The organism is Streptomyces sp. NPDC023481 (assembly GCF_055560195.1).
This window is the reverse complement of sequence record NZ_JBVHJE010000008.1, coordinates 152,555-177,900: the sequence shown is the minus strand read 5'-3', so window position 1 is coordinate 177,900 and position 25,346 is coordinate 152,555. Positions and strand designations below refer to the sequence as shown.

At 71.7% G+C, this 25,346-nt stretch carries 22 protein-coding genes; 17 read left to right on the top strand and 5 right to left on the bottom strand.

Annotated elements, in window-relative coordinates; translation table 11 throughout:
* Nucleotides 1-148 precede the first annotated feature (148 nt).
* From recG to mutM, 8 genes are all read left to right on the top strand, one after another.
* Nucleotides 149-2,356, top strand: coding sequence for an ATP-dependent DNA helicase RecG (recG, locus tag ACZ3ZD_RS18200; protein ID WP_467398186.1), 2,208 nt, complete (start codon nucleotides 149-151; stop codon nucleotides 2,354-2,356).
* Nucleotides 2,357-2,435: 79 nt separating this feature from the next.
* On the top strand, nucleotides 2,436-3,023 hold the full coding sequence (gene rsmD / locus ACZ3ZD_RS18195) for a 16S rRNA (guanine(966)-N(2))-methyltransferase RsmD (protein ID WP_467398184.1): 588 nt from the start codon (nucleotides 2,436-2,438) through the stop codon (nucleotides 3,021-3,023).
* A gap of 26 nt (nucleotides 3,024-3,049) precedes the next feature.
* Entirely contained in the window at nucleotides 3,050-3,529 is a 480-nt protein-coding gene (gene coaD / locus ACZ3ZD_RS18190) for a pantetheine-phosphate adenylyltransferase (protein WP_467398450.1), read from the top strand.
* Nucleotides 3,530-3,586: 57 nt separating this feature from the next.
* Nucleotides 3,587-4,663, top strand: coding sequence for an ATP synthase F0 subunit B (locus tag ACZ3ZD_RS18185; RefSeq protein ID WP_467398182.1), 1,077 nt, complete (start codon nucleotides 3,587-3,589; stop codon nucleotides 4,661-4,663).
* A gap of 130 nt (nucleotides 4,664-4,793) precedes the next feature.
* Nucleotides 4,794-5,438 carry a YceD family protein gene (locus ACZ3ZD_RS18180; protein WP_467398180.1) on the top strand — a complete coding sequence of 215 codons (645 nt, stop codon included), beginning with the start codon at nucleotides 4,794-4,796 and terminating at the stop codon, nucleotides 5,436-5,438.
* Nucleotides 5,439-5,440: 2 nt separating this feature from the next.
* Entirely contained in the window at nucleotides 5,441-5,614 is a 174-nt protein-coding gene (gene rpmF / locus ACZ3ZD_RS18175) for a 50S ribosomal protein L32 (protein ID WP_003951102.1), read from the top strand.
* Between the two features lie 19 nt (nucleotides 5,615-5,633).
* Entirely contained in the window at nucleotides 5,634-6,452 is an 819-nt protein-coding gene (gene rnc, locus ACZ3ZD_RS18170; RefSeq protein WP_467398447.1) for a ribonuclease III, read from the top strand.
* Nucleotides 6,453-6,543: 91 nt separating this feature from the next.
* On the top strand, nucleotides 6,544-7,404 hold the full coding sequence (gene mutM, locus ACZ3ZD_RS18165) for a bifunctional DNA-formamidopyrimidine glycosylase/DNA-(apurinic or apyrimidinic site) lyase (protein ID WP_467398178.1): 861 nt from the start codon (nucleotides 6,544-6,546) through the stop codon (nucleotides 7,402-7,404).
* Here the strand turns inward: mutM and ACZ3ZD_RS18160 are convergent.
* A complete protein-coding gene (locus tag ACZ3ZD_RS18160; RefSeq protein WP_467398176.1) occupies nucleotides 7,377-7,772 on the bottom strand; it encodes a winged helix-turn-helix transcriptional regulator in 396 nt (131 codons plus the stop codon). The two genes, mutM and ACZ3ZD_RS18160, sit on opposite strands and share 28 nt — an antisense overlap.
* Nucleotides 7,773-7,874: 102 nt before the next feature.
* Here ACZ3ZD_RS18160 and ACZ3ZD_RS18155 point away from each other — a divergent pair, with 102 nt between their 5' ends.
* Complete coding sequence (locus tag ACZ3ZD_RS18155; protein WP_467398174.1) at nucleotides 7,875-8,144, top strand: hypothetical protein; 270 nt, start codon at nucleotides 7,875-7,877, stop codon at nucleotides 8,142-8,144.
* A 190-nt stretch (nucleotides 8,145-8,334) separates the two neighbouring features.
* On the opposite strand, the gene ACZ3ZD_RS18150 is transcribed toward ACZ3ZD_RS18155, so the two are convergent.
* Entirely contained in the window at nucleotides 8,335-9,540 is a 1,206-nt protein-coding gene (locus ACZ3ZD_RS18150; RefSeq protein ID WP_467398171.1) for a CAP domain-containing protein, read from the bottom strand.
* A 203-nt stretch (nucleotides 9,541-9,743) separates the two neighbouring features.
* Between ACZ3ZD_RS18150 and ACZ3ZD_RS18145 the strand changes: the two genes are divergently transcribed.
* From ACZ3ZD_RS18145 to ACZ3ZD_RS18130, 4 genes are all read left to right on the top strand, one after another.
* A complete protein-coding gene (locus ACZ3ZD_RS18145; protein WP_467398170.1) occupies nucleotides 9,744-10,025 on the top strand; it encodes an acylphosphatase in 282 nt (93 codons plus the stop codon).
* Nucleotides 10,026-10,404: 379 nt separating this feature from the next.
* Nucleotides 10,405-10,608, top strand: a complete 204-nt coding sequence (locus tag ACZ3ZD_RS18140; RefSeq protein ID WP_393278154.1) for a hypothetical protein — start codon at nucleotides 10,405-10,407, stop codon at nucleotides 10,606-10,608.
* Between the two features lie 248 nt (nucleotides 10,609-10,856).
* On the top strand, nucleotides 10,857-14,975 hold the full coding sequence (locus ACZ3ZD_RS18135) for an AAA family ATPase (protein ID WP_467398166.1): 4,119 nt from the start codon (nucleotides 10,857-10,859) through the stop codon (nucleotides 14,973-14,975).
* Nucleotides 14,976-15,154: 179 nt separating this feature from the next.
* Nucleotides 15,155-16,573: a sugar porter family MFS transporter gene (locus ACZ3ZD_RS18130; protein WP_467398163.1), complete on the top strand. Its 1,419-nt coding sequence runs from the start codon at nucleotides 15,155-15,157 to the stop codon at nucleotides 16,571-16,573.
* A gap of 170 nt (nucleotides 16,574-16,743) precedes the next feature.
* On the opposite strand, the gene ACZ3ZD_RS18125 is transcribed toward ACZ3ZD_RS18130, so the two are convergent.
* Together ACZ3ZD_RS18125 and ACZ3ZD_RS18120 are read right to left on the bottom strand one after the other, a co-directional pair.
* Entirely contained in the window at nucleotides 16,744-17,715 is a 972-nt protein-coding gene (locus tag ACZ3ZD_RS18125) for an LLM class flavin-dependent oxidoreductase (RefSeq protein WP_467398161.1), read from the bottom strand.
* Nucleotides 17,716-17,802: 87 nt separating this feature from the next.
* Nucleotides 17,803-19,254, bottom strand: coding sequence for a cytosine permease (locus ACZ3ZD_RS18120; RefSeq protein WP_467398159.1), 1,452 nt, complete (start codon nucleotides 19,252-19,254; stop codon nucleotides 17,803-17,805).
* Nucleotides 19,255-19,424: 170 nt separating this feature from the next.
* On the opposite strand from ACZ3ZD_RS18120, the gene ftsY reads away from it, so the two are divergent.
* Nucleotides 19,425-20,627 (top strand): signal recognition particle-docking protein FtsY, encoded by a 1,203-nt coding sequence (gene ftsY / locus ACZ3ZD_RS18115; RefSeq protein ID WP_467398156.1) that lies wholly within the window; start codon nucleotides 19,425-19,427, stop codon nucleotides 20,625-20,627.
* A 90-nt stretch (nucleotides 20,628-20,717) separates the two neighbouring features.
* Here ftsY and ACZ3ZD_RS18110 read toward each other — a convergent pair whose 3' ends face one another.
* Nucleotides 20,718-21,374 (bottom strand): bifunctional DNA primase/polymerase, encoded by a 657-nt coding sequence (locus ACZ3ZD_RS18110; protein ID WP_467398154.1) that lies wholly within the window; start codon nucleotides 21,372-21,374, stop codon nucleotides 20,718-20,720.
* Between the two features lie 457 nt (nucleotides 21,375-21,831).
* On the opposite strand from ACZ3ZD_RS18110, the gene nsdA reads away from it, so the two are divergent.
* The 3 genes from nsdA (at nucleotide 21,832) to ACZ3ZD_RS18095 (ending at nucleotide 25,328) form a co-directional block, all read left to right on the top strand.
* Nucleotides 21,832-23,310, top strand: coding sequence for a transcriptional repressor NsdA (gene nsdA / locus ACZ3ZD_RS18105; protein WP_467398151.1), 1,479 nt, complete (start codon nucleotides 21,832-21,834; stop codon nucleotides 23,308-23,310).
* A gap of 339 nt (nucleotides 23,311-23,649) precedes the next feature.
* Entirely contained in the window at nucleotides 23,650-24,993 is a 1,344-nt protein-coding gene (locus ACZ3ZD_RS18100; RefSeq protein WP_467398148.1) for an ammonium transporter, read from the top strand.
* Nucleotides 24,990-25,328 carry a P-II family nitrogen regulator gene (locus ACZ3ZD_RS18095; protein ID WP_467398146.1) on the top strand — a complete coding sequence of 113 codons (339 nt, stop codon included), beginning with the start codon at nucleotides 24,990-24,992 and terminating at the stop codon, nucleotides 25,326-25,328. The genes ACZ3ZD_RS18100 and ACZ3ZD_RS18095 overlap by 4 nt, the downstream gene beginning before the upstream one ends.
* Nucleotides 25,329-25,346 lie beyond the last annotated feature (18 nt).

The window sequence follows — 25,346 nt, the reverse complement described above, 5'->3', positions numbered from 1 at the left end:
CGTCGGGGCGGTGACCGCGGAGGATGGCCGGAGCGCGTCATCCTAGAGCGGAACAGCCCGCCTGACCAGGAGTTTCCCCGTTGTTTACAGGGCCTCGGGCGCGACGGGCGGGGCAGCGTCTACGGCATTGTCAGTGCCGTGGTGTGCAATGGATCTCGTGCCCGCACTGCAAGAACCGCTCAAGAAGGTGCTCGGCCCCGCCACCGCGAAGGTGATGGCCGAGCATCTCGGCCTGCACACCGTCGGCGACCTCCTGCACCACTACCCCCGCAGATACGAGGAGCGCGGCCAGCTCACCCACCTCGCCGACCTCCCCATGGACGAACACGTCACGGTGGTCGCGCAGGTCGCCGACGCCCGCCTGCTCACCTTCGCCTCGGCCAAGGCCCCCCGCGGCAAGGGCCAGCGCCTGGAGGTCACCATCACCGACGGCAGCGGCCGGCTCCAACTGGTCTTCTTCGGCAACGGCGTCCACAAACCCCACAAGGAGCTGCTGCCGGGCACCCGCGCGATGTTCGCCGGCAAGGTCTCCGTCTTCAACCGCCGCCTCCAACTCGCCCACCCGGCCTACGAGTTGCTGCGCGGAGACGGTGAGGAGACGGTCGAGACCTGGGCCGGCGCGCTGATCCCCATCTATCCCGCCACGGCCAAACTGGAGTCCTGGAAGATCGGCAAGGCGGTGCAGACGGTCCTGCCCAGCGCCCAGGAGGCCCTCGACCCGCTCCCGGACTCGCTGCGCGCCGGCCGCGGCCTGCTCCCGCTCCCCGAGGCCCTGCTCAAGATCCACCGCCCGCACACCAAGGCCGACATCGCGGGCGCCCGCGACCGCCTGAAGTGGGACGAGGCGTTCGTCCTCCAGGTCGCCCTGGCCCGCCGCCGGCACGCCGACACCCTGCTGCCCGCCGCCCCCCGCGCCCCCAAGGCGGACGGCCTCCTCACGGCCTTCGACGACCGCCTGCCCTTCACCCTCACCGAGGGCCAGCGGAAGGTCTCGGCGGAGATCTTCGCCGACCTCGCCGCCACCCACCCCATGCACCGGCTGCTGCAGGGAGAGGTCGGCTCGGGCAAGACCATGGTGGCCCTGCGCGCGATGCTCGCCGTGGTCGACGCCGGCGGCCAGGCGGCCCTGCTCGCGCCCACCGAGGTCCTCGCCCAGCAGCACCACCGCTCGGTCACCGAGATGATGGGCGACCTCGCCGAGGGCGGCATGCTGGGCGGCACCGAGCACGCCACCAAGGTCGTCCTGCTCACCGGCTCCATGGGGACGGCCGCCCGCCGCCGGGCCCTGCTCGACCTGGCCACCGGCGAGGCGGGCATCGTCATCGGCACCCACGCCCTGATCGAGGACAAGGTGCAGTTCCACGACCTCGGCCTGGTCGTGGTGGACGAACAGCACCGCTTCGGCGTGGAACAGCGCGACGCCCTGCGCGGCAAGGGCAGGCAACCCCCGCACCTGCTCGTCATGACGGCCACCCCCATCCCGCGCACGGTCGCCATGACGGTCTTCGGCGACCTGGAGACCTCGGTCCTGGACCAGCTCCCGGCCGGCCGCTCCCCGATCGCCACCCACGTCGTCCCGGCCGCCGACAAGCCCCACTTCCTGGCCCGCGCCTGGGAACGGGTCCGCGAGGAGGTCGCGAACGGCCACCAGGCGTACGTGGTGTGTCCGCGCATCGGCGACGAGGAGGACGACCCGAAGAAGGCCGGCAAGAAGAAGTCCCCCGAGGACGAGGCGGAGAAACGGCCCCCGCTGGCCGTGCTCGACGTGGCCGGCCAACTGGGCCGCGGCCCCCTGAAGGACCTGAAGGTGGAGGTGCTGCACGGCCGTATGCACCCGGACGACAAGGACGCCGTGATGCGCCGCTTCGCCGCCGGCGAGACCGACGTCCTGGTCGCCACCACCGTCATCGAGGTCGGTGTCAACGTCCCCAACGCCACGGCCATGGTCATCATGGACGCCGACCGCTTCGGCGTCTCCCAGCTCCACCAGTTGCGCGGCCGGGTCGGCCGCGGCTCGGCCCCCGGCCTGTGCCTCCTGGTCACCGAGATGCCCGAGGCGAGCGCCGCGCGCCAGCGCCTGGGCGCCGTCGCCTCCACCCTCGACGGCTTCGAACTCTCCCGCATCGACCTCGAACAGCGCCGCGAGGGCGACGTCCTCGGCCAGGCCCAGTCCGGAGCCCGCTCCAGCCTGCGGGTCCTGGCGGTCATCGAGGACGAGGAGGTCATCGCCGAGGCCCGGGAGGAAGCGGCGGCGGTGGTGGCGGCCGACCCCGAGCTGACCAGCCTGCCGGCGCTGCGCACGGCCCTGGACGCACTCCTGGACGAGGAGAGGGAGCAGTACCTGGAAAAGGGGTGAGGCAGACTCCCCGAGGAGCGCGGGGAACCGCGCGACCAGCCACACTGAACCTGAAGACGCCTCGACCCAAGGACCGAAGATGACCCGCGTGATCGCCGGCGCAGCCGGCGGACGTCGCCTCGCCGTCCCCCCCGGCACCGGCACCCGCCCCACCTCCGACCGCGCGCGCGAGGGCCTCTTCTCCACCTGGCAGTCCCTCCTCGGCGGCCCCCTGGACGGCGAACGCGTCCTCGACCTCTACGCCGGCTCGGGCGCCGTGGGCCTGGAGGCCCTGTCCCGGGGCGCGGGCCACACCCTGCTGGTGGAGGCGGACGCCCGGGCCGCGCGGATCATCCGGGAGAACGTGCGGAACCTGGGCCTGCCCGGCGCCGAGGTCAGAGCGGGCAAAGCGGAACAGATCATCCGGCAGCCGGCCCCCGAGGAGCCGTACGACCTGGTCTTCCTCGACCCGCCGTACGCCGTCACGGACGACGATCTTCGCGAGATTCTCCTCACACTCGCCTCGGAACGCTGGCTCGCTGAGCAAGCGCTCGTCACCGTGGAGCGCAGCACCAGAGGCGGCGAATTCCACTGGCCGGACGGCTTCGAGCCGATCCGGTCCCGTCGCTACGGCGAGGGAACGTTTTGGTACGGTCGCGCCGCCTCTACGTGCGAAGACGCACGATGACCGGACCGGAGAGCGAGGGATCACAAGTGCGCCGCGCCGTCTGTCCCGGGTCGTTCGACCCCATCACCAACGGACACCTCGACATCATCGCCCGAGCCTCCCGCCTCTACGACGAGGTGTACGTCGCGGTGATGATCAACAAGTCCAAGAAGGGCCTGTTCGAGATCGAGGAGCGGATCGAGCTGATCCGCGAGGTCACCGCCGAGTACGCCAACGTCCGCGTCGAGGCCTTCCACGGCCTCCTCGTCGACTTCTGCAAGCAGCGCGACATCCCCGCCATCGTGAAGGGCCTGCGCGCCGTCAGCGACTTCGACTACGAACTGCAGATGGCCCAGATGAACATCGGCCTGACCGGCGTCGAAACGCTGTTCGTGCCCACCAACCCCACGTACAGCTTCCTGTCCTCCTCCCTCGTCAAGGAGGTCGCGGCCTGGGGCGGCGACGTCTCCCACCTGGTGCCCGCCCGGGTACTGGAGGCCCTGAACGAGCGCCTGCGCAAGGACTGATGGGGCTACAGTCGTCCCGTCCGTCTCCAACCCGGCTGTAGAGAGTGGCGAGCACAGGTGGACGTGCAGAAGAAGCTCGACGAGATCGTCTCCACGGTCTCCGGCGCCCGTTCCATGCCCATGTCGGCGTCGTGCGTCGTCAACCGCGCCGAGCTGCTCGCGATGCTCGAAGAGCTGCGCCAGGCGCTGCCCGGCTCCCTCGCCCAGGCGCAGGAGCTGATCGGCGACCGTGAGCAGATGGTCGAGCAGGCCCGCATGGAGGCCGAGCGGATCATCGAGACCGCGCACGCCGAGCGCGGCTCGCTGGTCTCCGACACCGAGATCGCCCGTCGCTCCCAGGCCGAGGCGGACCGGATCCTCGCCGAGGCCCGCCAGGAGGCCGAGGAGATCCGCGCCGAGGCCGACGACTACGTCGACTCCAAGCTCGCCAACTTCGAGGTCGTCCTCACCAAGACCCTCGGCTCGGTCGGCCGCGGCCGCGAGAAGCTCCTCGGCACCGGCCCCGGTCTGGACGAGAACGGCTACGAGGACGAGGACGCCCCCGAGCGCAGCCCCGACCCGGGGACCCTGCGCCAGAACGCCGACCAGTACGTCGACGCCAAGCTCGGCGCCTTCGAGGCGGTCCTCGCCAAGACCCTGGAGGCGGTCGGCCGGGGCCGGCAGAAGCTGCACGGCCGGATCGCCACCGACGACCTCGGCGCCCTCGCCGACGACACCACGACCTTCCAGCACTCCAGCGACGCCGACTACCTCGCGGACCTCGCCGCCCTCGCGGACAGCGACCGCGCGGCGGAGCGGCAGCAGGAGCGTCCGGAGCCGGCCCAGCCGTCGTACGACCCGCAGCCGGCCTACGGCTACCAGCAGCAGCCGGACCCCTACGCGGGCTTCCCGCAGCAGCCGGAGTACGCCCCGCAGCAGGACCCGTACGGCTACCAGCAGGCCGACCCCTACGCCTACCAGGGCTCCTACGACCCCCAGCAGGCCGGCTACGACTCCCGGCAGCCCCACGAGCACCAGCAGCAGCCGCAGCAGCAGTCCCAGCAGGGCTACGCCCTGGACGAGACCAGCCTCTTCGACACGGGCATGATCAGCGCGGAGCAGCTGAGGGCGTACGAGCAGGGCCGGGGGCTGTAGCCGCGCACCGGATTGGGCGCTGAGCGAAAGGTCCAGTATCCTGGCTCTTCGGTCGCGCGTATGCCCGCGATCACCGCTGCCCGGACAACCGCGGGCGGCGTCCCTCCGAGTTCGCAGATCGAAAGCAGGAATGGCTCCCAACGCCCGCCTCGACCACCGCAACCCCCTCGTGTTCGACACGCACGAGCTGGGTCGGCGTCCTGGCGCGCTGCAGCGCCTGACCCGTGAGATCGACGCTCCCCGGGATCTCGGCATCCAGGGGGTCATCGGAGTGCCGGAGGGCACCCCGGTGGAACTCGACCTCCGTCTCGAGTCGGTCATGGAAGGGGTGCTTGTCACAGGCACCGCCCGTGCAACCGCCGAGGGGGAGTGCGTAAGGTGTCTGGAGCCGGTCGGGCTGGAGCTCGAAGCGGACTTCCAGGAACTGTTCACGTACCCTGACGCCGACGACCGGGGCCGTGTGATCGCGGAACCGGGCGACGACGCCGAGGACGACGAGGACAGGTACTTCCTTGAGGACGGCCTGTTCGACCTCGAACCCGTGCTGCGCGATGCGGTGGTGCTCGCACTGCCGATGCAGCCGGTGTGCCAGGACGACTGCCCGGGCCTGTGCTCCGAGTGCGGAGCACGGCTCGCGGACGACCCGGACCACCACCATGACGCCGTCGACATCCGTTGGGCGGCTTTGCAGGGACTCGCCGGTTCGATGACGGACGGCGAGAAGGACGAGATGAGCGGCGCCGAAGCTGGCGTCGACGAGAAGCAGGAGAAGTAGCCGTGGCTGTTCCGAAGCGGAAGATGTCGCGCAGCAACACGCGCCACCGCCGGTCGCAGTGGAAGGCTGCGGTCCCCACCCTGGTTGCGTGCGAGCGCTGCCACGAGCCCAAGCAGCAGCACATCGCGTGCCCGTCGTGCGGCACCTACAACAAGCGCCAGGTCCTCGAGGTCTGAGCGGCTGGTGAGAGGCACTGTGTCCACGCCGAAGAAGAACTCAGCGGACAACCAGGCCTCGTCCCACACGCTTCTGGAAGGGCGGCTCGGCTATCAGCTCGAGTCCGCCCTTCTGGTGCGAGCGCTGACCCACCGTTCCTACGCGTACGAGAACGGCGGTCTGCCGACGAACGAGCGGCTGGAGTTCCTCGGGGACTCCGTGCTCGGCCTCGTCGTCACGGACACGCTGTACCGCACCCACCCCGACCTGCCCGAAGGCCAGCTGGCCAAGCTGCGGGCCGCGGTGGTCAACTCGCGTGCGCTGGCGGAAGTGGGTCGCGGCCTCGACCTGGGCGCCTTCATCCGGCTCGGCCGGGGTGAAGAGGGCACGGGCGGCCGGGACAAGGCGTCCATCCTCGCCGACACCCTCGAAGCGGTGATCGGCGCGGTCTATCTCGACCAGGGCCTCGACGCGGCCTCCGAACTGGTGCACCGCCTGTTCGACCCGCTGATCGAGAAGTCCTCCAACCTGGGCGCGGGCCTGGACTGGAAGACGTCGCTCCAGGAGCTGACCGCGATCGAGGGGCTCGGCGTGCCCGAGTACCTGGTCACGGAGACCGGCCCCGACCACGAGAAGATCTTCACTGCTGCCGCCCGCGTCGGAGGCGTCTCGTACGGCACCGGCACCGGCCGCAGCAAGAAGGAGGCGGAGCAGCAAGCCGCCGAGTCCGCCTGGCGGTCCATCCGGGCCGCCGCGGACGAGCGGGCCGAGGCGGCCAAGGAGCCGGCCGCGGAACCCGTGAAGGAGACGGCCGACGAAGCCCTCGCGGGCGGAGACACGTCGTCCGCCACCGTCTGAGCAAGCAGGACGCGAGCGCCCGCCCGGCCGATGACGCCGGCGCGGGCGCTCGCTTCGTCCACCGGTCCGTACGCTTCTGACAGGGGGCCCGATGCCCGAGTTGCCCGAGGTCGAGGTGGTCCGGCGGGGCCTGGAGCGCTGGGTCGCCCACCGGACCGTCGCCGAGACCGAGGTGCTGCACCCCCGTGCCGTGCGCCGGCACGTCGCCGGGCCCGAGGACTTCGCGCACCGGCTCAAGGGCCGCCACATCGGCATGCCCCGGCGGCGCGGCAAGTACCTGTGGCTGCCGCTGGAGGAGACCGACCAGTCCGTCCTCGCCCACCTCGGCATGAGCGGCCAGCTGCTCGTCCAGCCGCACGAGGCGCCGGACGAGAGGCACCTGCGCATCCGGGTCCGGTTCGCCGACGTCCTCGGCACCGAACTCCGCTTCGTGGACCAGCGCACCTTCGGCGGTCTGTCGCTGCACGACAACACCCCCGAGGGCCTGCCCGATGTCATCGCGCACATCGCCCGCGACCCCCTCGACCCGCTCTTCGACGACGAGGCCTTCCACCAGGCGCTGCGCCGCAAGCGGACCACCATCAAACGGGCCCTGCTGGACCAGTCGCTGATCAGCGGCGTCGGCAACATCTACGCGGACGAGGCCCTCTGGCGCGCCCGCCTGCACTACGAACGCCCGACGGCGAACCTCACCCGCCCGGTCACGGCGGAACTGCTCGGGCACGTCCGGGACGTGATGAACGCGGCCCTCGCCGTCGGCGGCACCAGCTTCGACAGCCTGTACGTCAACGTCAACGGCGAGTCCGGCTACTTCGACCGCTCCCTGGACGCGTACGGCCGCGAGGGCCTGCCCTGCAAGCGCTGCGGCACCCCCATGCGGCGCCGCCCCTGGATGAACCGGTCGAGCTACTTCTGCCCGAGGTGTCAGCGGGCGCCGCGCGTCTCGTCGTAACGCGCGCGGGACGCGAGGACGTCGTCCATCGCGCCCTCCACGCAGTGGATGAGCGCCAGCAGCCGCTCGGCGACGCGGCGGCCGAGCGGTGTCAGCTCGTAGTCCACACGCGGCGGGTTCGTCGGCTGGGCCTCGCGGTGCACCAAGCCGTCGCGCTCCAGCGCGTGCAGCGTCTGGGACAGCATCTTCTCGCTCACCCCGTCGACGCGCCGGCGCAGCTCGTTGAAGCGCAGCGAGCCCTCGTACAGCGCGCCGAGCGTCAGCCCGCCCCAGCGGCCCGTGACGTGCTCCAGCGTGCCGCGCGACGGACAGGCCTTGGCGAAGACGTCGTACGCGAGGTCGTCCTGGTCCTGGGAGGTGACGGTCATGCCAGCAGGGTACGCCCGCACAGCGCTCACTACCAGGTTGCACTAACCAGCGGTTAGCGGACGCGGGTGGTGACCATCGGGGTGCAGTGAGACCGTCGCAAGGTGAGTCTATGGATCGACTGGTCGCTCGACGGTGTCGGCAGCGCCGGCGAGGAAGCGGAAGACGTCATGGCGGCTGTCCGTGCCGTCGAGACCTCCGTTGAACGCGCACGACGGGTCTTCGAGGCTGACTCTCAGTGGGAGACGCTGAGGGACGCGGCGGACCGCATGAAGGCGCGCATGCTCGCCGAGGGGCGACAGGCGCTGGCACGGGATGAGGAGTGGTCGTCAGTCATCGACGGCGTGCAAGTTCGCCTCAAGCCACGTGAATGAGTGAGGTCTGCGCCTGAGTCGCGGAGCCGACCGCCCCAGCCACGAGGTGTTCGGACCTCATGCCGCCGGCCAGCCCTCACCAGGGCGCGCGTCGGAGCAGCGCGCGCGGAGCGGGCCGGAGGCAGGAGGCGACGCTTGACGGCCCGGACACGGCCCAGGAGGGTGCCCAGCCGTCTGACCTGCGGTTGTCTCAGTAGCCGAAGTCCTGCGTCCACCAGGGGCCGCCCGGGCCGAAGTGGACGCCGACGCCGAGGGTCCTGAAGCCGGGGTTCAGTATGTTGGCGCGGTGGCCGGGGCTGTTCATCCAGGCCTGCATCACGGCCGCCGCGTCCGTCTGGCCGCGGGCTATGTTCTCCCCGCCGAGGTCGGTGACACCGGCCGCAGCGGCCCGGTCCCACGGTGTCCTGCCGTCCGGGTCGGTGTGGTCGAAGAAGCCGCGCGCGGCCATGTCGTCGCTGAGCGACTCGGCCAGCTTCGTCAGCGAGGAGTTCGCCGCCAGCGGGCCGCAGCCGGCCTTCGCCCGCTCCTCGTTCACCAGGTTCAGCACCTGGGCCGCGACCTCAGCCTCCTTCGACACCGTCACCGGCGTCGAGGCCGGCGCCGGCGCCTTGGTGGCCGTACGGGAGGGGGTGCTCCTCGGCTTGACGGATGCGGACGCGGACGCGGACGGCGTGACGCGCTTGGCCGGGGCCGTCGTCGGCTTGGGTACGGGCTTCCCGGTCGCCGTCGTGGAGGGAGTGGCCGTGGGGGACGCCGGCTTCGAGGCCGACGCCGGCTTCGAGGGGGTGGGGGAGGCCGAGGGAGAGACGGAGGCCGACCGGCTGGGGGAGGAGGCGGGGGAGTCGCCGTGCCCGGCGTCACCGCCGGCGGGCGTGGTGGCCGGGCCGGCCGGGCTGTCGGCGCTGCCCGAGGTGCCGCCCTGCTCGCTGGCCGTGTTGCTGGGAAGGCGCGGGGCCTGCACCCGCTCCCCGCCGGTGGTGTGCGTACCGCCGCCGAGCCGGTAGTGGTCCAGGCCCGGCACCACACCGGCCGCCACCGCGGCCGTACCGAGGGCCACGGCCACGGACACCCCGAGCAGCCCCGCGCGCACGGGCCGGCCGGACCTGCCCCGCCGCCGCCGACCGCGGGACGGCCCGCCGGGCGAGGAACCGCCGGAGCCGGAGCCGGAGCTTGCGCCGGAGGAGGACGCCGCGTGCTCGTCCTCCGTCGCGAACAGGTAGGCCTGGGCCTTCGCGGTGGCCTCGGCGTAGGCCTCCGGGTTGAGGTAGGGCGCGATGCCCATGGGTATCTGCCGTCCCCCCGGCGCCTGCCAGGGGTCCCCGCTCCCGGAGCCGGAGCGCTGCGCGGGGGTGGCCCCCTCGGCGCGGCCGGCGGCGGAGCGTCGGTGGCGTCCCATGTCCCTGCCCTCTTCCTCGTGCCTCTGCCTCGCGGTCGACCCGGTGCCGCAGGGCGAGCGGCTCGCTGCCGAGTGACTCCCTCTGGCCAACCCGACTCACCCGATCGAGTGAGTTTCAGATGCGATTCATCGGGTCCGGACGGTACCTCATGGCGCTCCGGGGCGATGTGTCCCGAGCGACACCGGCCGGTTAGGTTGCACCCATGAGCGAGGAAGTACGACTGGTCGCCTGGGTCCGTGGACACGTACAGGGCGTGGGTTTCCGCTGGTTCACGCGGGCCAAGGCGCTGGAGATCGGCGGGCTGAGTGGCTTTGCTCTCAATTTGGCCGACGGTCGGGTCCAGGTGGTCGCCGAGGGCTCACGGGAGGGCTGCGAGGGCCTGCTGAACTGGCTCCAGGGCAGCGACACGCCCGGGCGCGTGGACGGCGTCACCGAGATCTGGGACACACCTCGCGGCGGCTACGACGGCTTCGCCATCCGGTGAGCCACGGGCGTACGGACCCGCTGCCGGGGGTGCGGCAAGCTGCCGGAGGCATGTGCGAAAACGGAAACGCCCTGGTGGTTGCCAACGGAGGCGGGGCATGGCAGGCTCCGCTGGTACTGCTGGTCGCCACGCCCCGAGGGCCCGGAGGAGTCACAGCGCCGCCGTCGTCCGGCCGCGTACCCCGGTTTGCCCGCCAATACGGGGCGTGATCGTGTTGACCGTCAAACTTTTTGGTGAGACGCTGAAAGCCCCGCGCACCTTAGCTGTTTGGCATGGAACAACAGCAGAGCAACACCCGGATGTGCCAAGCACCGCGGGTGCGAATCCCTCACGACCCACACCGCATCGGTCGGTCACTCAGTGTGGAGGACCATCCATCATGGCAAAGGCGCTTCTCGGTTACGTCGGCGGCTCCGACCCTCGACTCCTCGCCGAGATGCGACGGCTGCAGCAGCGCGTCCAGGACCTGGAGTCCGAGCTCGGACGGATCCAGGCGGAGAACGAAGCGCTGGCGGCTGCCGCTTCTCAGGACAGGATCATGGAGAGCATCGACGCACACCAGGCGGAGCCTGCGCTCACCTGATCGTTGCAAAGCTCCACAACAGCAGTCACAGCGATCAGGCTGCCCGTATCAACCGCTCAGTTGATCGGACGGCTGGAACCCAGTCGTCGTCAGAGTATGCAAGGGACGCTTCGGCGTCCCTTCTTTCTTTCCCCCCGCATCCTTTCACCCTCTTCAACGTCTGGTGTGCCCTTCCCGTTCATGGGCGAAACCGCGGGGTTGCGAGGGTTCGTGGAGTGGGATAGCGGCGCCGGGTAGAGTCCACCGGCGTGCACCTCAAGGCCCTGACCCTCCGCGGCTTCAAGTCGTTCGCCTCGGCGACCACGCTCCGGTTCGAACCAGGGATCACGTGTGTCGTCGGACCGAACGGCTCGGGCAAGTCCAACGTCGTGGACGCGCTCAGCTGGGTCATGGGCGAACAGGGCGCCAAGTCGCTGCGCGGCGGCAAGATGGAGGACGTCATCTTCGCCGGCACCACGGGCCGCCCGCCGCTGGGCCGCGCCGAGGTGTCCCTGACCATCGACAACTCCGACGGGGCGCTGCCCATCGAGTACGCCGAGGTCACCATCACGCGGATCATGTTCCGCAACGGCGGCAGCGAGTACCAGATCAACGGCGACACCTGCCGCCTGCTGGACATCCAGGAACTCCTCTCCGACTCCGGTATCGGCCGCGAGATGCACGTCATCGTCGGCCAGGGCCAGCTCGACTCCGTCCTGCACGCCGACCCCATGGGCCGCCGCGCCTTCATCGAGGAGGCGGCCGGCGTCCTCAAGCACCGCAAGCGCAAGGAGAAGGCGCTGCGGAAGCTGGACGCGATGCAGGCCAACCTCGCCCGCGTGCAGGACCTCACCGACGAGCTGCGCCGCCAGCTCAAGCCCCTGGGCCGCCAGGCGGCGGTGGCGCGGCGGGCCGCCGTCATCCAGGCCGATCTCCGCGACGCCCGCCTACGCCTCCTCGCCGACGACCTGGTCCGGCTGCGCGAGGCCCTCCAGACGGAGATCGCCGACGAGGCCGCCCTGAAGGAGCGCAAGGACACCGCCGAGCAGGAACTGAAGAAGGCCCTGCACCGCGAGGCCCTGCTGGAGGACGAGGTTCGCCGGCTCGCCCCACGCCTCCAGCGCGCCCAGCAGACCTGGTACGAGCTGTCCCAGCTGGCCGAACGGGTGCGCGGCACCATCTCGCTGGCCGACGCCCGGGTCAAGAGCGCCACCTCCGCGCCGCCCGAGGAACGGCGCGGCCGGGACCCGGAGGACCTGGAGCGCGAGGCCGCCCGCGTCCGCGAGCAGGAGGCCGAGCTGGAGGCCGCCCTGGAAGCGGCCCAGCACGCGCTGGACGACACCGTCGCCCACCGCGCCGAACTGGAGCGGGAGCTGGCGGTCGAGGAGCGCCGGCTGAAGGACGTGGCCCGGGCCATCGCCGACCGCCGCGAGGGTCTCGCCCGCCTCTCCGGTCAGGTCAACGCGGCCCGCTCGCGCGCCGCCTCCGCCCAGGCCGAGATCGACCGGCTGGCCACGGCCCGCGACGAGGCGCAGGACCGCGCGGTCCGCGCCCAGGAGGAGTACGAGGCCCTGCAGGCCGAGGTCGACGGGCTCGACGCCGGCGACGCCGACCTGGCCGGGCGGCACGAGGCGGAGAAGCGGCGGCTCGCCGAGGCCGAGGCCGCCCTGACCGCGGCCCGCGAGGCACTCACCGCGGCCGAACGCCGGCGCGCCGCGACCCAGGCCCGCCACGAGGCGCTGGCGCTCGGCCTCAGGCGCAAGGACGGCACCGGCATACTGCTGGGCGCCCGCGACCGGCTCACCGGCATCCTGGGCCCGGCGGCGGAGCTGCTGAGGATCACCCCGGGCTACGAGACCCCCCTGGCCGCGGCCCTCGGCGCGGCGGCGGACGCGATCGCCGTGACGACCCCCGCGGCGGCGGCCGAAGCCATCAGCCTCCTCCGCAAACAGGACGGCGGCCGGGCCACCCTCCTCCTGACAGGCACCCCGGAGGAACCCCACCGCGACAGTGCGACCGACCACGGCGAACCCACGGCCACCTGGTCGTCCGGCGCGTCGGAGGAGGCATCCCGAGGCGTTGCGGCCGGCCACGCTGGCCCCGCGGCCACCTGGTCGTCCGGCGCCTCGGAGGAGGCGCCCCCCAGCGTTGCGGCCGGCCGCAGCGGCCCCACGGCCACCTGGTCGGGCGCTCCGGAGGAGGCATCCCGGGGCCTTGCGGCCGGCCCCGGCGGCCCCGCGGCCACTTGGTCGTCCGGCGCCTCGGGGGAGGCGGGCCGCAGCGGCGCGACCGACCACGGCGAACCCACGGCCACCTGGTCGTCCGGCGCCTCGGGGGAGGCGCCCCGCAGCGGCGCGACCGGCCACGGCGAACCCGCGGACATGCGGCCGTCCGGCGCCCTGGAGGCGACACCCGGCCACGGCGGCCCCACGGACATGCGGCCCCCCGGCGCCCTGGAGGCGACACCCGGCAGCGGCCCGGCCGGCCACCGAGGCCCCGCGGACACCCGGCCCCCCGGCACCCCGCAGCAAACCCCCCTTAGCGGCCCGACCGCGCACGACGGCCCCGGGGCCCAGCCCGTCACCGCCCCCCGCTCCGCCGCCGACCTGGTCCGTGGTCCCGCCGAGCTGATGCCCGCCGTGCGTCGGCTGTTGCGTGACATCGTCGTGGTGGACACCCTGGACGACGCCGAGGCGCTGGTCTACGCGCGCCCGGGACTGACCGCCGTAACCGCGGAGGGCGATCTCCTCGGTGCCCACTTCGCGCACGGGGGCTCCGCAGGGGCGCCCAGTCTGCTGGAGGTGCAGGCCTCCGTGGACGAGGCCGCCGCCGAGCTGGCGGAGCTGGAGGTGCGCTGCGCGGAGCTGGCCGGGGAGCAGCGGGCCGCGGCCGGGCACCGCGAGCGGGCCGCGACGCTCGTGGAAGAGCTCGCGGAGCGCCGGCGGGCCGCCGACCGGGAGAAGTCGTCCGTGGCCCAGCAGCTCGGACGGCTGGCCGGGCAGGCGCGGGGGGCCGCCGGGGAGGCCGAGCGGTCGGCAGCGGCGGCGGCCCGCGCGCAGGAGGCGCTGGAGAGGGCCGTACAGGAGGCCGAGGAGCTGGCCGAGCGGCTGGCCGTCGCCGAGGAGATGCCGGTGGAGGAGGAGCCGGACACCTCGGTGCGGGACCGGCTCGCCGCCGACGGGGCCAACGCCCGGCAGACCGAGATGGAGGCCCGCCTCCAGGTCCGTACGCACGAGGAGCGGGTCAAGGGGCTCGCCGGGCGGGCCGACGGCCTCGACCGGGCGGCCCGCGCGGAGCGTGAGGCACGCGCGCGTGCCGAGCAGCGGCGGGCCCGGCTGCGGCACGAGGCCGCGGTCGCGCAGGCCGTGGCCTCCGGTGCCCGGCAGCTGCTCGCGCACGTCGAGGTGTCCCTCGCCCGGGCCGGGCGGGAACGGTCGGCCGCCGAGGCCGCCAAGGCCCGGGGCGAGCAGGAGCTGGCCGCCGCCCGTACGGCGGGCCGCGACCTGAAGGCCGAACTCGACAAGTTGACGGATTCGGTTCACCGCGGCGAGGTACTCGGTGCTGAGAAGCGGCTGCGCATAGAGCAGCTGGAGACCAGGGCGCTGGAGGAACTCGGTGTCGAGCCGGAGGGTCTTGTCGCGGAGTACGGGCCGGGCCGGCTCGTGCCGCCCTCGCCCCCCGCCGACGGCGAGCAGCTGCCCGAGGACCCCGAGCACCCGCGGAACCAGCCCCGCCCCTTCGACCGCGCCGAGCAGGAGAAACGGCTCAAGGCGGCCGAGCGGGCGTACCAGCAGTTGGGCAAGGTCAATCCGCTGGCGCTGGAGGAGTTCGCGGCGCTGGAGGAGCGGCACAAGTTCCTGAGCGAGCAGCTGGAGGACCTGAAGAAGACCCGCGCGGACCTGCTGCAGGTGGTCAGGGAGGTGGACGAGCGCGTCGAGCAGGTGTTCACCGAGGCCTACCGGGACACCGCCCGCGAGTTCGAGGGTGTCTTCGGCCGGCTGTTCCCGGGCGGTGAGGGCCGCCTGGTGCTGACCGACCCCGGCAACATGCTCACCACGGGCGTGGACGTCGAGGCGCGGCCGCCGGGCAAGAAGGTCAAACGGCTCTCCCTGCTCTCGGGCGGCGAGCGTTCGCTGACGGCCGTCGCGCTGCTGGTGTCGATCTTCAAGGCGCGGCCGAGCCCCTTCTACGTCATGGACGAGGTCGAGGCGGCGCTGGACGACACCAACCTGCAGCGGCTGATCCGGATCATGCAGGAGCTGCAGGAGGCCTCGCAGCTGATCGTGATCACGCACCAGAAGCGCACGATGGAGGTCGCCGACGCGCTCTACGGCGTCTCCATGCAGGGTGATGGTGTGTCGAAGGTCATCTCCCAGCGACTGCGGTGACTATCTGTTCAAGAAGTGAACACAATCCCTCGGGTCTTATCTAAAAACTCACAGCGGTTGAACTATTGACTTCGAAACTTGAAGGCATAGTCTCTGCAACGTTGCTTTTACCTTCAGGTGTCACTACCTGACAGGGCTCACCCCACACGGCAGCGTTGCCGTGGCCCGAGGAGAAACACGTGACCAGCACAGCGCAGGCACCTCAGTCAGGAGCCAGGACGGCCCATCCCGAACATCTCGGGCACGTCATCTTCATCGCGGCGGCCGCCGCGATGGGCGGTTTCCTTTTCGGCTACGACAGCTCCGTGATCAACGGCGCCGTCGAGGCCATCCGCGGCCGTTACGACATCGGATCCGCCGCCCTGGCCCAGGTCATCGCGATCGCCCTGATCGGCTGTGCCATCGGCGCCGCCACCGCCGGCCGTATCGCCGACCGCATCGGCCGCATCCGGTGCATGCAGATCGCCGCCGTCCTCTTCACGATCAGCGCCGTCGGCTCCGCCCTGCCCTTCGCGCTGTGGGACCTCGCCTTCTGGCGCATCGTCGGCGGCTTCGCCATCGGCATGGCCTCCGTGATCGGCCCGGCCTACATCGCCGAGGTCGCCCCGCCCGCCTACCGCGGCCGGCTCGGCTCCTTCCAGCAGGCCGCGATCGTGGTCGGCATCGCCATCTCCCAGCTGGTCAACTGGGGTCTGCTCAACGCCGCCGGCGGCAACCAGCGCGGCAAGCTGATGGGCCTGGAGGCCTGGCAGGTCATGCTCGGCGTGATGGTCGTACCGGCCGTCCTCTACGGCCTGCTGTCCTTCGCCATCCCCGAGTCCCCGCGCTTCCTGCTCTCCGTCGGCAAGCGGGAGCGGGCCAAGGAGATCCTCGCCGAGGTCGAGGGCAACGAGGTCGACCTCGACGCCCGCGTCACCGAGATCGAGCACGCGATGAAGAGCGAGCACAAGTCCTCCTTCAAGGACCTGCTCGGCGGTGGCTTCCTCTTCAAGCCGATCGTCTGGATAGGCATCGGCCTGTCGGTCTTCCAGCAGTTCGTCGGCATCAACGTCGCGTTCTACTACTCCTCGACGCTGTGGCAGTCGGTCGGTGTCGACCCGACGGACTCGTTCTTCTACTCCTTCACGACGTCGATCATCAACATCGTCGGCACCGTGATCGCGATGATCTTCGTGGACCGCATCGGCCGCAAGCCGCTCGCGCTCATCGGCTCGGTCGGTATGGCCGTCGGCCTCGCCCTGGAGGCCTGGGCGTTCAGCTACCACCTGGTCGACGGCAAGCTGCCGAGCACCCAGGGCTGGACCGCTCTGGTCGCCGCCCACGTGTTCGTCCTCTTCTTCGCCCTGTCCTGGGGTGTGGTCGTCTGGGTCATGCTCGGCGAGATGTTCCCGAACCGGCTCCGCGCCGCCGCGCTGGGCGTCGCCGCCGCCGCGCAGTGGATCGCCAACTGGGCCATCACCGCGAGCTTCCCGTCGCTGGCCGACTGGAACCTCTCCGGCACCTACGTGATCTACACCGTCTTCGCCGCGCTCTCCATCCCGTTCGTCCTCAGGTTCGTCAAGGAGACGAAGGGCAAGTCCCTGGAGGAGATGGGCTGAGCCCCGCCCCCCGCACTCGGGGAGAAGGGCCAAGTCCCCGCTGCCCTCTCCCCGTACCGTCCGCCGCCCCCGCCCCGGCCACCACCGGGCCCGGGGGCGGCGGTGTCGTGTGTACGGCGGGCACACCGGGGACCGAGCGGGCGTGCCGTCGGCGAGGGGGCTGTCCGTCCTCAGCCGGCCAGGGCCGGCAGCACCCGTTCCGCGAACAGGGTGAGACTGCGCCAGGCCTCATCCGGCGGCATGCCTCCCGCCAGGGGATGGAGAACCAGGGTGTCCAGGCCCTGGGACACGCACTGCTCCGGGGTGAGGATGCGGTAGACGCCCTCGGCGCGCAGCTCCGCCACGGTCGTGGCGCCGGAGCGCACCGCCGAGCGGATCTGCGCCGACTGCCAGGAGGCGTACGTCCGGGCCTCGTGCAGCAGGTGCCCGCCGTACTCGGCCCACGCCCGGTCCGGGTCCTCGGCGAGGTGGAGCAGCGGGGTCTCGGCGGCCGGCATCATCGTCCAGCCCTCGGTGCCGTACTCGGTGAGCCGCTCCTTGTAGTACGCCTCCAGCTCCGGCAGGTGCGCGCTCGGGAAGAACGGCAGGCCCAGCCGGGCGGCCCGGCGGGCGGCGGCCCTGGAGGAGCCGCCGACCAGCAGCAGCGGATGCGGCTCGGTGGCCGGGCGCGGGGTGAGCCGTACCCGGCGGCCCCGGTAGCCGAACTCCTCGCCGGTCCACGCCTTCAGCAGCGTCTCCAGCAACTCGTCCTGGAGCCGGCCCCGGTGCCGCCAGTCCACGCCGAACAGGTCGTACTCCTCGGGCCGGTACCCGATGCCCGCCACGGTCACCAGCCGGCCGCCGCTCAGCAGGTCCAGGACGGCGATGTCCTCGGCCAGCCGCAGCGGGTCGTGCAGCGGGCCGATGGCCGCCGACACCGTCACCGCGATCCGGCGGGTCGCCCCGAACACCGCGGCCGCGAAGGTGAACGGCGACGGCAGCCAGTTGTCCGCCGCGCCGTGGTGCTCCTCGGTCTGCACGGTGGTGATCCCGTGCTCGTCGGCGTACGCGGCCATCTCCACGGCGGCCCGGTAGCGGGCGGAGAGGGCGGCGGGCGAGGCGCCGGGGGCGACGAGGTTGAAACGTACGACCGTGACGGGCATGGGAAAGGTCCCCCTCCGGTGCGCTGCGGTGGAGGGGGACCTTAGCTGACGAGACGTCAGATCACCATGGCCGTCCGGCCGGGTGGGTCACACGCCGGCGGTCTCGCGCTGCTCGGCCGGCTCGGCCGCCCCGGCCGGGACGGCCACCGCCGGCTTCGGCAGGACCAGGTAGAGCACGCCCGAGACCACGATGGTCGCGACCCAGCCGAGGCCGTACTCGCCGATCACGTTGTTCGTCGCCAGCGGGCCGGTGAACCAGTCCGAGGTGGTGAACAGCAGGCCCGACACCAGGCCGATCGCCCAGGCGGCCACGGCCGCGGGGGAGAAGCCGCCCCGGTACCAGTAGGCGCTGGTGCGGGTGGTGTCGGCCATGGCCCGGCCGTCGTACTCGGTGCGGCGCAGCATGTCCGCGCCGAACACGCCGACCCACGCGGAGAACGCGACCGCCAGCAGGGAGAGGAAGGCGATGAACGAGCCCATGAAGCTCGTCGCCACCAGCATCAGCACCCCGCCGAAGACCAGCGAGATCACGGCGTTGACCGAGACCGCCCAGTGCCGCGGCACCTTGAAGCCGAGGGTCTGCGCGGTGAAGCCCGCCGAGTACATCGACATCGAGTTGATCAGCAGCATGCCGACCAGCGCGATGCACAGGTACGGCACGGCGATCCAGGTCGGGAGGATCTCGCCCAGGAAGGACACCGGGTCGCTCGCCGAGGCCAGGTCCGGCGTCGCGACCGCCATCACCGCGCCCATCAGGACCATGGGCAGCACGACGACACCGGCGCCGCCCACCGCCGTACCCACGATCGCCTTGGAGGAGGCCGTGCGCGGCAGGTAGCGGGTGAAGTCCGGGGCGGTCGGGATCCAGCTGACGCCGCCCGCCGCGATCATGCCGATGCCGGTGATCACCGAGGCGGTGGAACCGGCGCCGTGGTCCAGCACCCTCGACCAGTCGGTGTTCGCCACCAGGTAGCCCAGGACCAGCACCGAGAAGACGCCGAAGAGATAGGTCGCGTACTTGTTGCACTTCTGCACGGCGTTGATGCCGAGCCCGGAGATCGCGAAGGTGGCGACGACGAACACCAGCAGCATCACCATGTCCAGCACGCTGCCCGCCTTGAGGTCGAACAGGATGTCCAGGATGGTGAGCATCGCGTAGGCGCCGGTCACCGCGTTGATCGTCTCCCAGCCCCAGCGCGCGACCCAGATCAGCGAGCCGGGCAGCAGGTTGCCGCGCTGTCCGAAGACCGCCCGCGACAGCGCCATGCCGGGCGCCCCGCCCCGCTTGCCCGCGATGCCGATCAGACCGACCAGGCCGTACGACACGACCGGCGCCGCCACCGCGACGACCAGCGCCTGCCAGATGTCCAGGTGGTACGCCACGACCAGGCTCGCGCCCATGGTCAGCAGCAGCACGCTGATGTTGGCGCCGACCCAGGTCGGGAACAGCTCCCGGGTCCGCGCGGTGCGCTCGTGGTCGGGGACCTGTTCGATGCCGCGGGTTTCGAGAGCGCCTTCGGTCTCGACGGTTTTGCTCATGAAAGAGGGCCAGACGTGGGGGGACAGGGTGACGGTGGGGACTCTACGCGCGTGGACAGAGCTGCCACCATCGTACTTTGCTCCGAGTCCTCATCATAAGCGGCGTTTGTCTTTCGGAGGAAGCCACAAACGAGGCTGCCGTGTATGCCATGGCCGATACTGGTGGGGTTATGGAAACCGTCATCCTTGCTGTAGTCATCGCCGTGGTCGTGCTCGGCGCGCTCGGCGGGCTGATCGTGGGCAGCCGGCGCCGGAAGCCGCTGCCCCCGCCGCCCCCCCGGACGCCCGACATCACCGCGCCCCCGGCCGAGCCGCACGTCGGCGACGAGGCCGAGACCCCGCGCGACGAACCGCGCCGGACGATCGAGGAGGTGGATCTTCCCGGCGGCCCCGCACCGGTCGTCGTAGAGGAGCCCCCCGTTGTCGAGGTTCCCGGGATCGAGGTCCCGGAGCCCACCGCGGGCCGGCTCGTCCGGCTGCGCACCCGCCTGTCCCGCTCGCAGAACGCCCTCGGCAAGGGCCTGCTCACGCTGCTCTCGCGCGAGCACCTGGACGACGACACCTGGGAGGAGATCGAGGACACCCTGCTCACCGCCGACGTCGGCGTGCAGCCCACCCAGGAGCTGGTCGAGCGGCTGCGTGAACGCGTCAGGGTGCTCGGCACCCGCACCCCCGAGGAACTGCGCGGCCTGCTGCGCGAAGAGCTGCTCCAGCTGGTCGGCACCGACGTCGACCGCGCGGTGCGGACCGAGCCCGAGGGCCGCAAGCCCGGCATCGTGATGGTCGTCGGCGTCAACGGCACCGGCAAGACCACCACCACCGGCAAGCTCGCCCGCGTGCTCGTCGCCGACGGCCGTACGGTCGTCCTCGGCGCCGCCGACACCTTCCGGGCCGCCGCCGCCGACCAGCTCCAGACCTGGGGCGAGCGCGTCGGCGCGCACACCGTGCGCGGACCGGAGGCCGGTGACCCCGCCTCCGTCGCCTTCGACGCGGTGAAGGAGGGCAAGGAGATGGGCGTCGACGTGGTGCTCATCGACACCGCGGGCCGGCTGCACACCAAGACCGGGCTCATGGACGAGCTGGGCAAGGTCAAGCGGGTCGTGGAGAAGCACGCGCCGCTGGACGAGGTGCTGCTCGTGCTCGACGCGACCACCGGCCAGAACGGCCTGGTGCAGGCCCGGGTGTTCGCCGAGGTCGTGGACATCACCGGCATCGTGCTGACCAAGCTGGACGGCACGGCCAAGGGCGGCATCGTCGTCGCGGTCCAGCGCGAGCTGGGCGTGCCGGTCAAGCTGATCGGGCTCGGCGAGGGCGCCGACGACCTCGCGCCGTTCGAGCCGGAGGCGTTCGTGGACGCCCTGATCGGTGACTGACCACCCGGGAGGAGTTCCCGGGTGGGCGATGGGAAGCTCCCGCCCCCGAGGTGCAGTCGGGGACGGGAGCTTCGTCGTGTCCGGCCCCGGTCAGGCCCGGGACCGGTGCGCCACGTACGCCAGCGTGCCCAGCAGCAGCCGGGCCGCCGGCGGGCGGGTCGCCGAGTCCAGCGCGGGCGGGCGCAGCCAGCGCACCGGGCCGAGGCCGCCCCGGTCGGAGGGGGGCGCGGTGATGTACGTGCCGGGGCCGAGGCCGCGCAGGTCCAGCGCGGCCGGGTCGTCCCAGCCCATGCGGTAGAGCAGCCGGGGCAGGTCGGCGGCGGCGCCGGGCGCGACGAAGAAGTGGGCGCGGCCGTCCGGTGTGGCGGTCACCGGGCCGAGGGGGAGGCCCATGCGCTCCAGCCGGACCAGGGCGCGGCGGCCGGCCGCCTCCGAGACCTCGATGGCGTCGAAGGCCCGCCCCACCGGCAGCATCACCGACGCGCCCGGCGCCTCGGACCAGGCCTTGATCACCTCGTCCAGGGTGGCCCCGGCCGGCACCGGCGGCGCGAACGAGAGCGGATGCGCGCCGGGCGCCGGGCAGTCGGACCGCCCGCAGGAGCAGACGCCCCCGGCGGCCCGCGCCCCCGGCACCACGTCCCAGCCCCACAGTCCGGTGAACTCGGCGACGGCGGTGCAGTCCGCGGACCGGCCGCGCCGACGCGTGCCGGAGCGGATCTCGCGGATGCCGCCGATCGTGAAGCCCATGCCCCCTCCAACGGGTCCTGCGCGCCGGTGGTTACGACACGGAACGAGACGGAAGCGGAACGTAACGCTACGGCTCCGCCTCCCCGCGGTGGCGGGGGGACAAGGCGGCGCCTTGGAGCGCGACCGGTGGAACACCCTGGGTTACGCGCCCCCGAGTGCGTCACTCCACCCACTTCCGGCGGTCCTGTGTCAAGTGAATCGCGCCCGCGCCACCGTGAGTTCATTCGAAGGGGTGGCGAATGGTGGCGTTTCCGGGATCCCTGTGGCTGGACGGGTGATCGTAGGATTACTGTGAGTGTGCGAGCCCTGGGGGCACATGCCGTCACGGGTATGCCGGAGGCAAGTCGTCATCTCGTTCGAAGGGTGAGAACCGGCGGACGGGAGGCCGTATTTACCGGCATTCTGATAGGGCTTGGCGCACCAGGCGACAAGTGGTCTCAGGGATGGGGGCGTTCCAGTGGGCGGCAACGGCGGTAGCGGGACGAACGCTGACAAGCGCCCCAACGAGCTGCTCGGCTCGTGGTTCGCGCGCAGCGGCTGGTCCAAGGGCGAGCTGGCCCGCCAGGTGAACCGCAGGGCACGCCAGTTGGGTGCCAACCACATCTCCACCGACACCTCGCGGGTGCGCCGCTGGCTGGACGGGGAGAACCCCCGCGAACCGATCCCGCGCATCCTCTCCGACCTGTTCTCCGAGCGCTTCGGCTGCGTGGTCTCCGTCGAGGACCTCGGCCTGCGCGCCGCCCGCCAGTCGCCCGCCGCCTCCGGGGTCGACCTGCCCTGGACGGCCCCGCAGACGGTCGCCCTGCTCGGCGAGTTCTCGCGCAGCGACCTGATGCTCGCCCGGCGCGGCTTCCTCGGCACCTCGCTCGCCCTGTCCGCCGGCCCCTCCCTGGTCGAGCCCATGCAGCGCTGGCTCGTCCCCTCTCCGGCCTCCCCGGCCCCGCCCGAGCCCCGGCCCGCCGTCGACTCCCACCGGCCGGGCCGGCTCTCCAAGCCCGAGCTGGACCTGCTGGAGTCCACCACGCGCATGTTCCGCCAGTGGGACGCCCAGTGCGGCGGCGGCCTGCGCCGCAAGGCGGTCGTCGGTCAGCTGCACGAGGTCACCGACCTGCTCCAGGAGCCCCAGCCGGAGTCCACCGCGCGCAAGTTGTTCAAGGTGGCCGCCGAACTGGCCGAGCTGGCGGGCTGGATGAGTTACGACGTCGGCCTCCAGCCCACCGCGCAGAAGTACTTCGTGCTCGCCCTGCACGCGGCGAAGGAGGCGGGCGACAAGCCGCTCGGTTCCTATGTGCTGTCCAGCATGAGCCGCCAGATGATCCACCTCGGCCGGCCCGAGGACGCCCTGGAGCTGATCCACCTCGCCCAGTACGGCAGCCGCGACTGCGCGAGCCCGCGCACCCAGGCCATGCTGTATGCGATGGAGGCCCGCGCCTACGCCAACATGGGCCAGCCCGGCCGGACCAAGCGCGCCGTCCGCATGGCCGAGGACACCTTCGCCGAGGCCGACGAGTGGGACGAGCCGGACCCCGACTGGATCCGCTTCTTCTCCGAGGCCGAGCTGTACGGCGAGAACTCCCACTCCTACCGCGACCTCGCCTACGTCGCCGGCCGCAGCCCCACCTACGCCTCCCTGGCCGAGCCGCTGATGCGCAAGGCGGTGGAGAAGTTCTCCGAGGACACCGAGCACCAGCGGTCGTACGCGCTCAACCTCATCGGCATGGCCACCGTGCACCTGCTCCAGCGCGAGCCCGAGCAGAGCACGTCCTACGCCACGCGGGCCCTGGAGATCGCCAAGAAGGTCCGCTCCGAGCGGGTGAACACGCGTATCCGAAAGACGGTCGCCACGGCCGTACGGGACTACGGCGACCTCGCCGCCGTGGTCGACCTCTCCGAGCAGCTCGCCGTCGACCTGCCGGAGTCCGCCGAAGCCGTCTGACCCCGCGACCCCCGGTCCCCGGCCGCGGCCGGCCCTCCCGAACTGCCCGACTCGGCTCCCCCATGCCAGGTCGTCGGAAGGCCGGCCGCGGCCGGTTCGCGTCCGTCGAGCCGCCCCCGCACGAGGTTGCGCCACGATAACGATCGACGGGCCCGGAATCCGGCGCTTCATCCAGGCGTAACACACAGGGCGCCTTCGTCATCCCGGTGAAACAACGAGGGGCTTCCACCGAAACCGCGCTGCGCCAGTCTCGTGGCGCATAACCGGCCCACCCCTCACCCGACCGGACCGCTCAGGCACCGCCCGCACGGGGCCGTACCAACCGACGAGGAGACGCCGATGGCACCAGCCATCATGCTTGCGGCGGACGCACCCAGACTGTCGTCCGCCAACACAGGCTTCATGCTCATCTGTTCCGCCCTGGTGATGCTCATGACCCCGGGACTGGCCTTCTTCTACGGAGGCATGGTCCGCGTCAAGAGCACCCTGAACATGCTGATGATGAGCTTCATCAGCCTCGGGATCGTCACCATCCTGTGGGTGCTCTACGGCTTCTCCCTCGCCTTCGGCACCGGCAACAGCCTCCTCGGCTGGAACGCCGACTGGATCGGCCTCAGCCACGTCGGCCTCACCGACCTCTGGGACGGCTACACCATCCCGGTCTTCGTCTTCATGGTCTTCCAGCTGATGTTCGCGATCATCACGCCGGCCCTGATCAGCGGCGCCCTCGCGGACCGGGTCAAGTTCTCCGCGTGGTCGCTGTTCATCGCCCTGTGGGCCACGATCGTCTACGTCCCGGTCGCCCACTGGGTCTGGGGCGCCGACGGCTGGGCCTTCAAGCTCGGCGTGATCGACTTCGCGGGCGGTACGGCGGTCCACATCAACGCGGGCGCGGCGGCCCTTGGCGTCATCCTCGTCATCGGCAAGCGCGTCGGCTTCAAGCGCGACCCCATGCGCCCGCACAGCCTCCCGCTGGTCATGCTCGGCGCCGGTCTGCTCTGGTTCGGCTGGTTCGGCTTCAACGCCGGCTCCTGGCTCGGCAACGACGACGGCGTCGGCGCGCTGATGTTCGTCAACACCCAGGTCGCCACCGCCGCCGCCATGCTGGCCTGGCTCGCCTACGAGAAGATCCGGCACGGCGCGTTCACCACGCTCGGCGCCGCCTCCGGCGCGGTCGCCGGCCTGGTCGCGATCACCCCGTCCGGCGGCGCGGTCTCCCCGCTTGGCGCGATCGCCGTCGGCGCCATCGCCGGTGTCGCCTGCGCGGCGGCCGTCGGCCTGAAGTTCAGGTTCGGCTACGACGACTCCCTCGACGTCGTCGGCGTCCACATGGTCGGCGGCATCATCGGCTCCCTGCTGATCGGCTTCTTCGCCACCGGCAAGGGCCAGTCCACCGCCACGGGCGTCCTCTACGGCGACCACACCTTCACCCAGCTGTGGAAGCAGTGCGCCGGGGTCTTCGCGGTCCTCGCCTACTCCCTGATCGTCTCCGCCGTCCTCGCCTTCCTCCTCGACAGGACCCTCGGCATGCGGGTCACCGAGGACGAGGAGATCTCCGGCATCGACCAGGCCGAGCACGCCGAGACCGCATACGACTTCAGCGGCGCCGGCGGCGGCGTCACCGGGTCCCTCGCCGGCCCGGCCCTGGCCGCCACCGCGCAGAACAAGAAGGTGGACGCATGAAGCTCATCACCGCCGTCGTCAAGCCCCACCGGCTCGACGAGATCAAGGAGGCCCTCCAGGCCTTCGGCGTCCACGGCCTCACGGTCACCGAGGCCAGCGGCTACGGCCGGCAGCGCGGCCACACCGAGGTGTACCGGGGCGCCGAGTACACCGTCGACCTCGTCCCCAAGATCCGCGTCGAGGTGCTGGCCGAGGACGACGACGCCGACCAGCTGATCGAGGTCATCGTCAAGGCCGCCCGCACCGGCAAGATCGGGGACGGCAAGGTCTGGTCCCTGCCCGTCGAGACCGCCGTACGGGTCCGCACGGGCGAGCGGGGGCCGGACGCGCTCTGACGCAGGAGAATCCGGGTC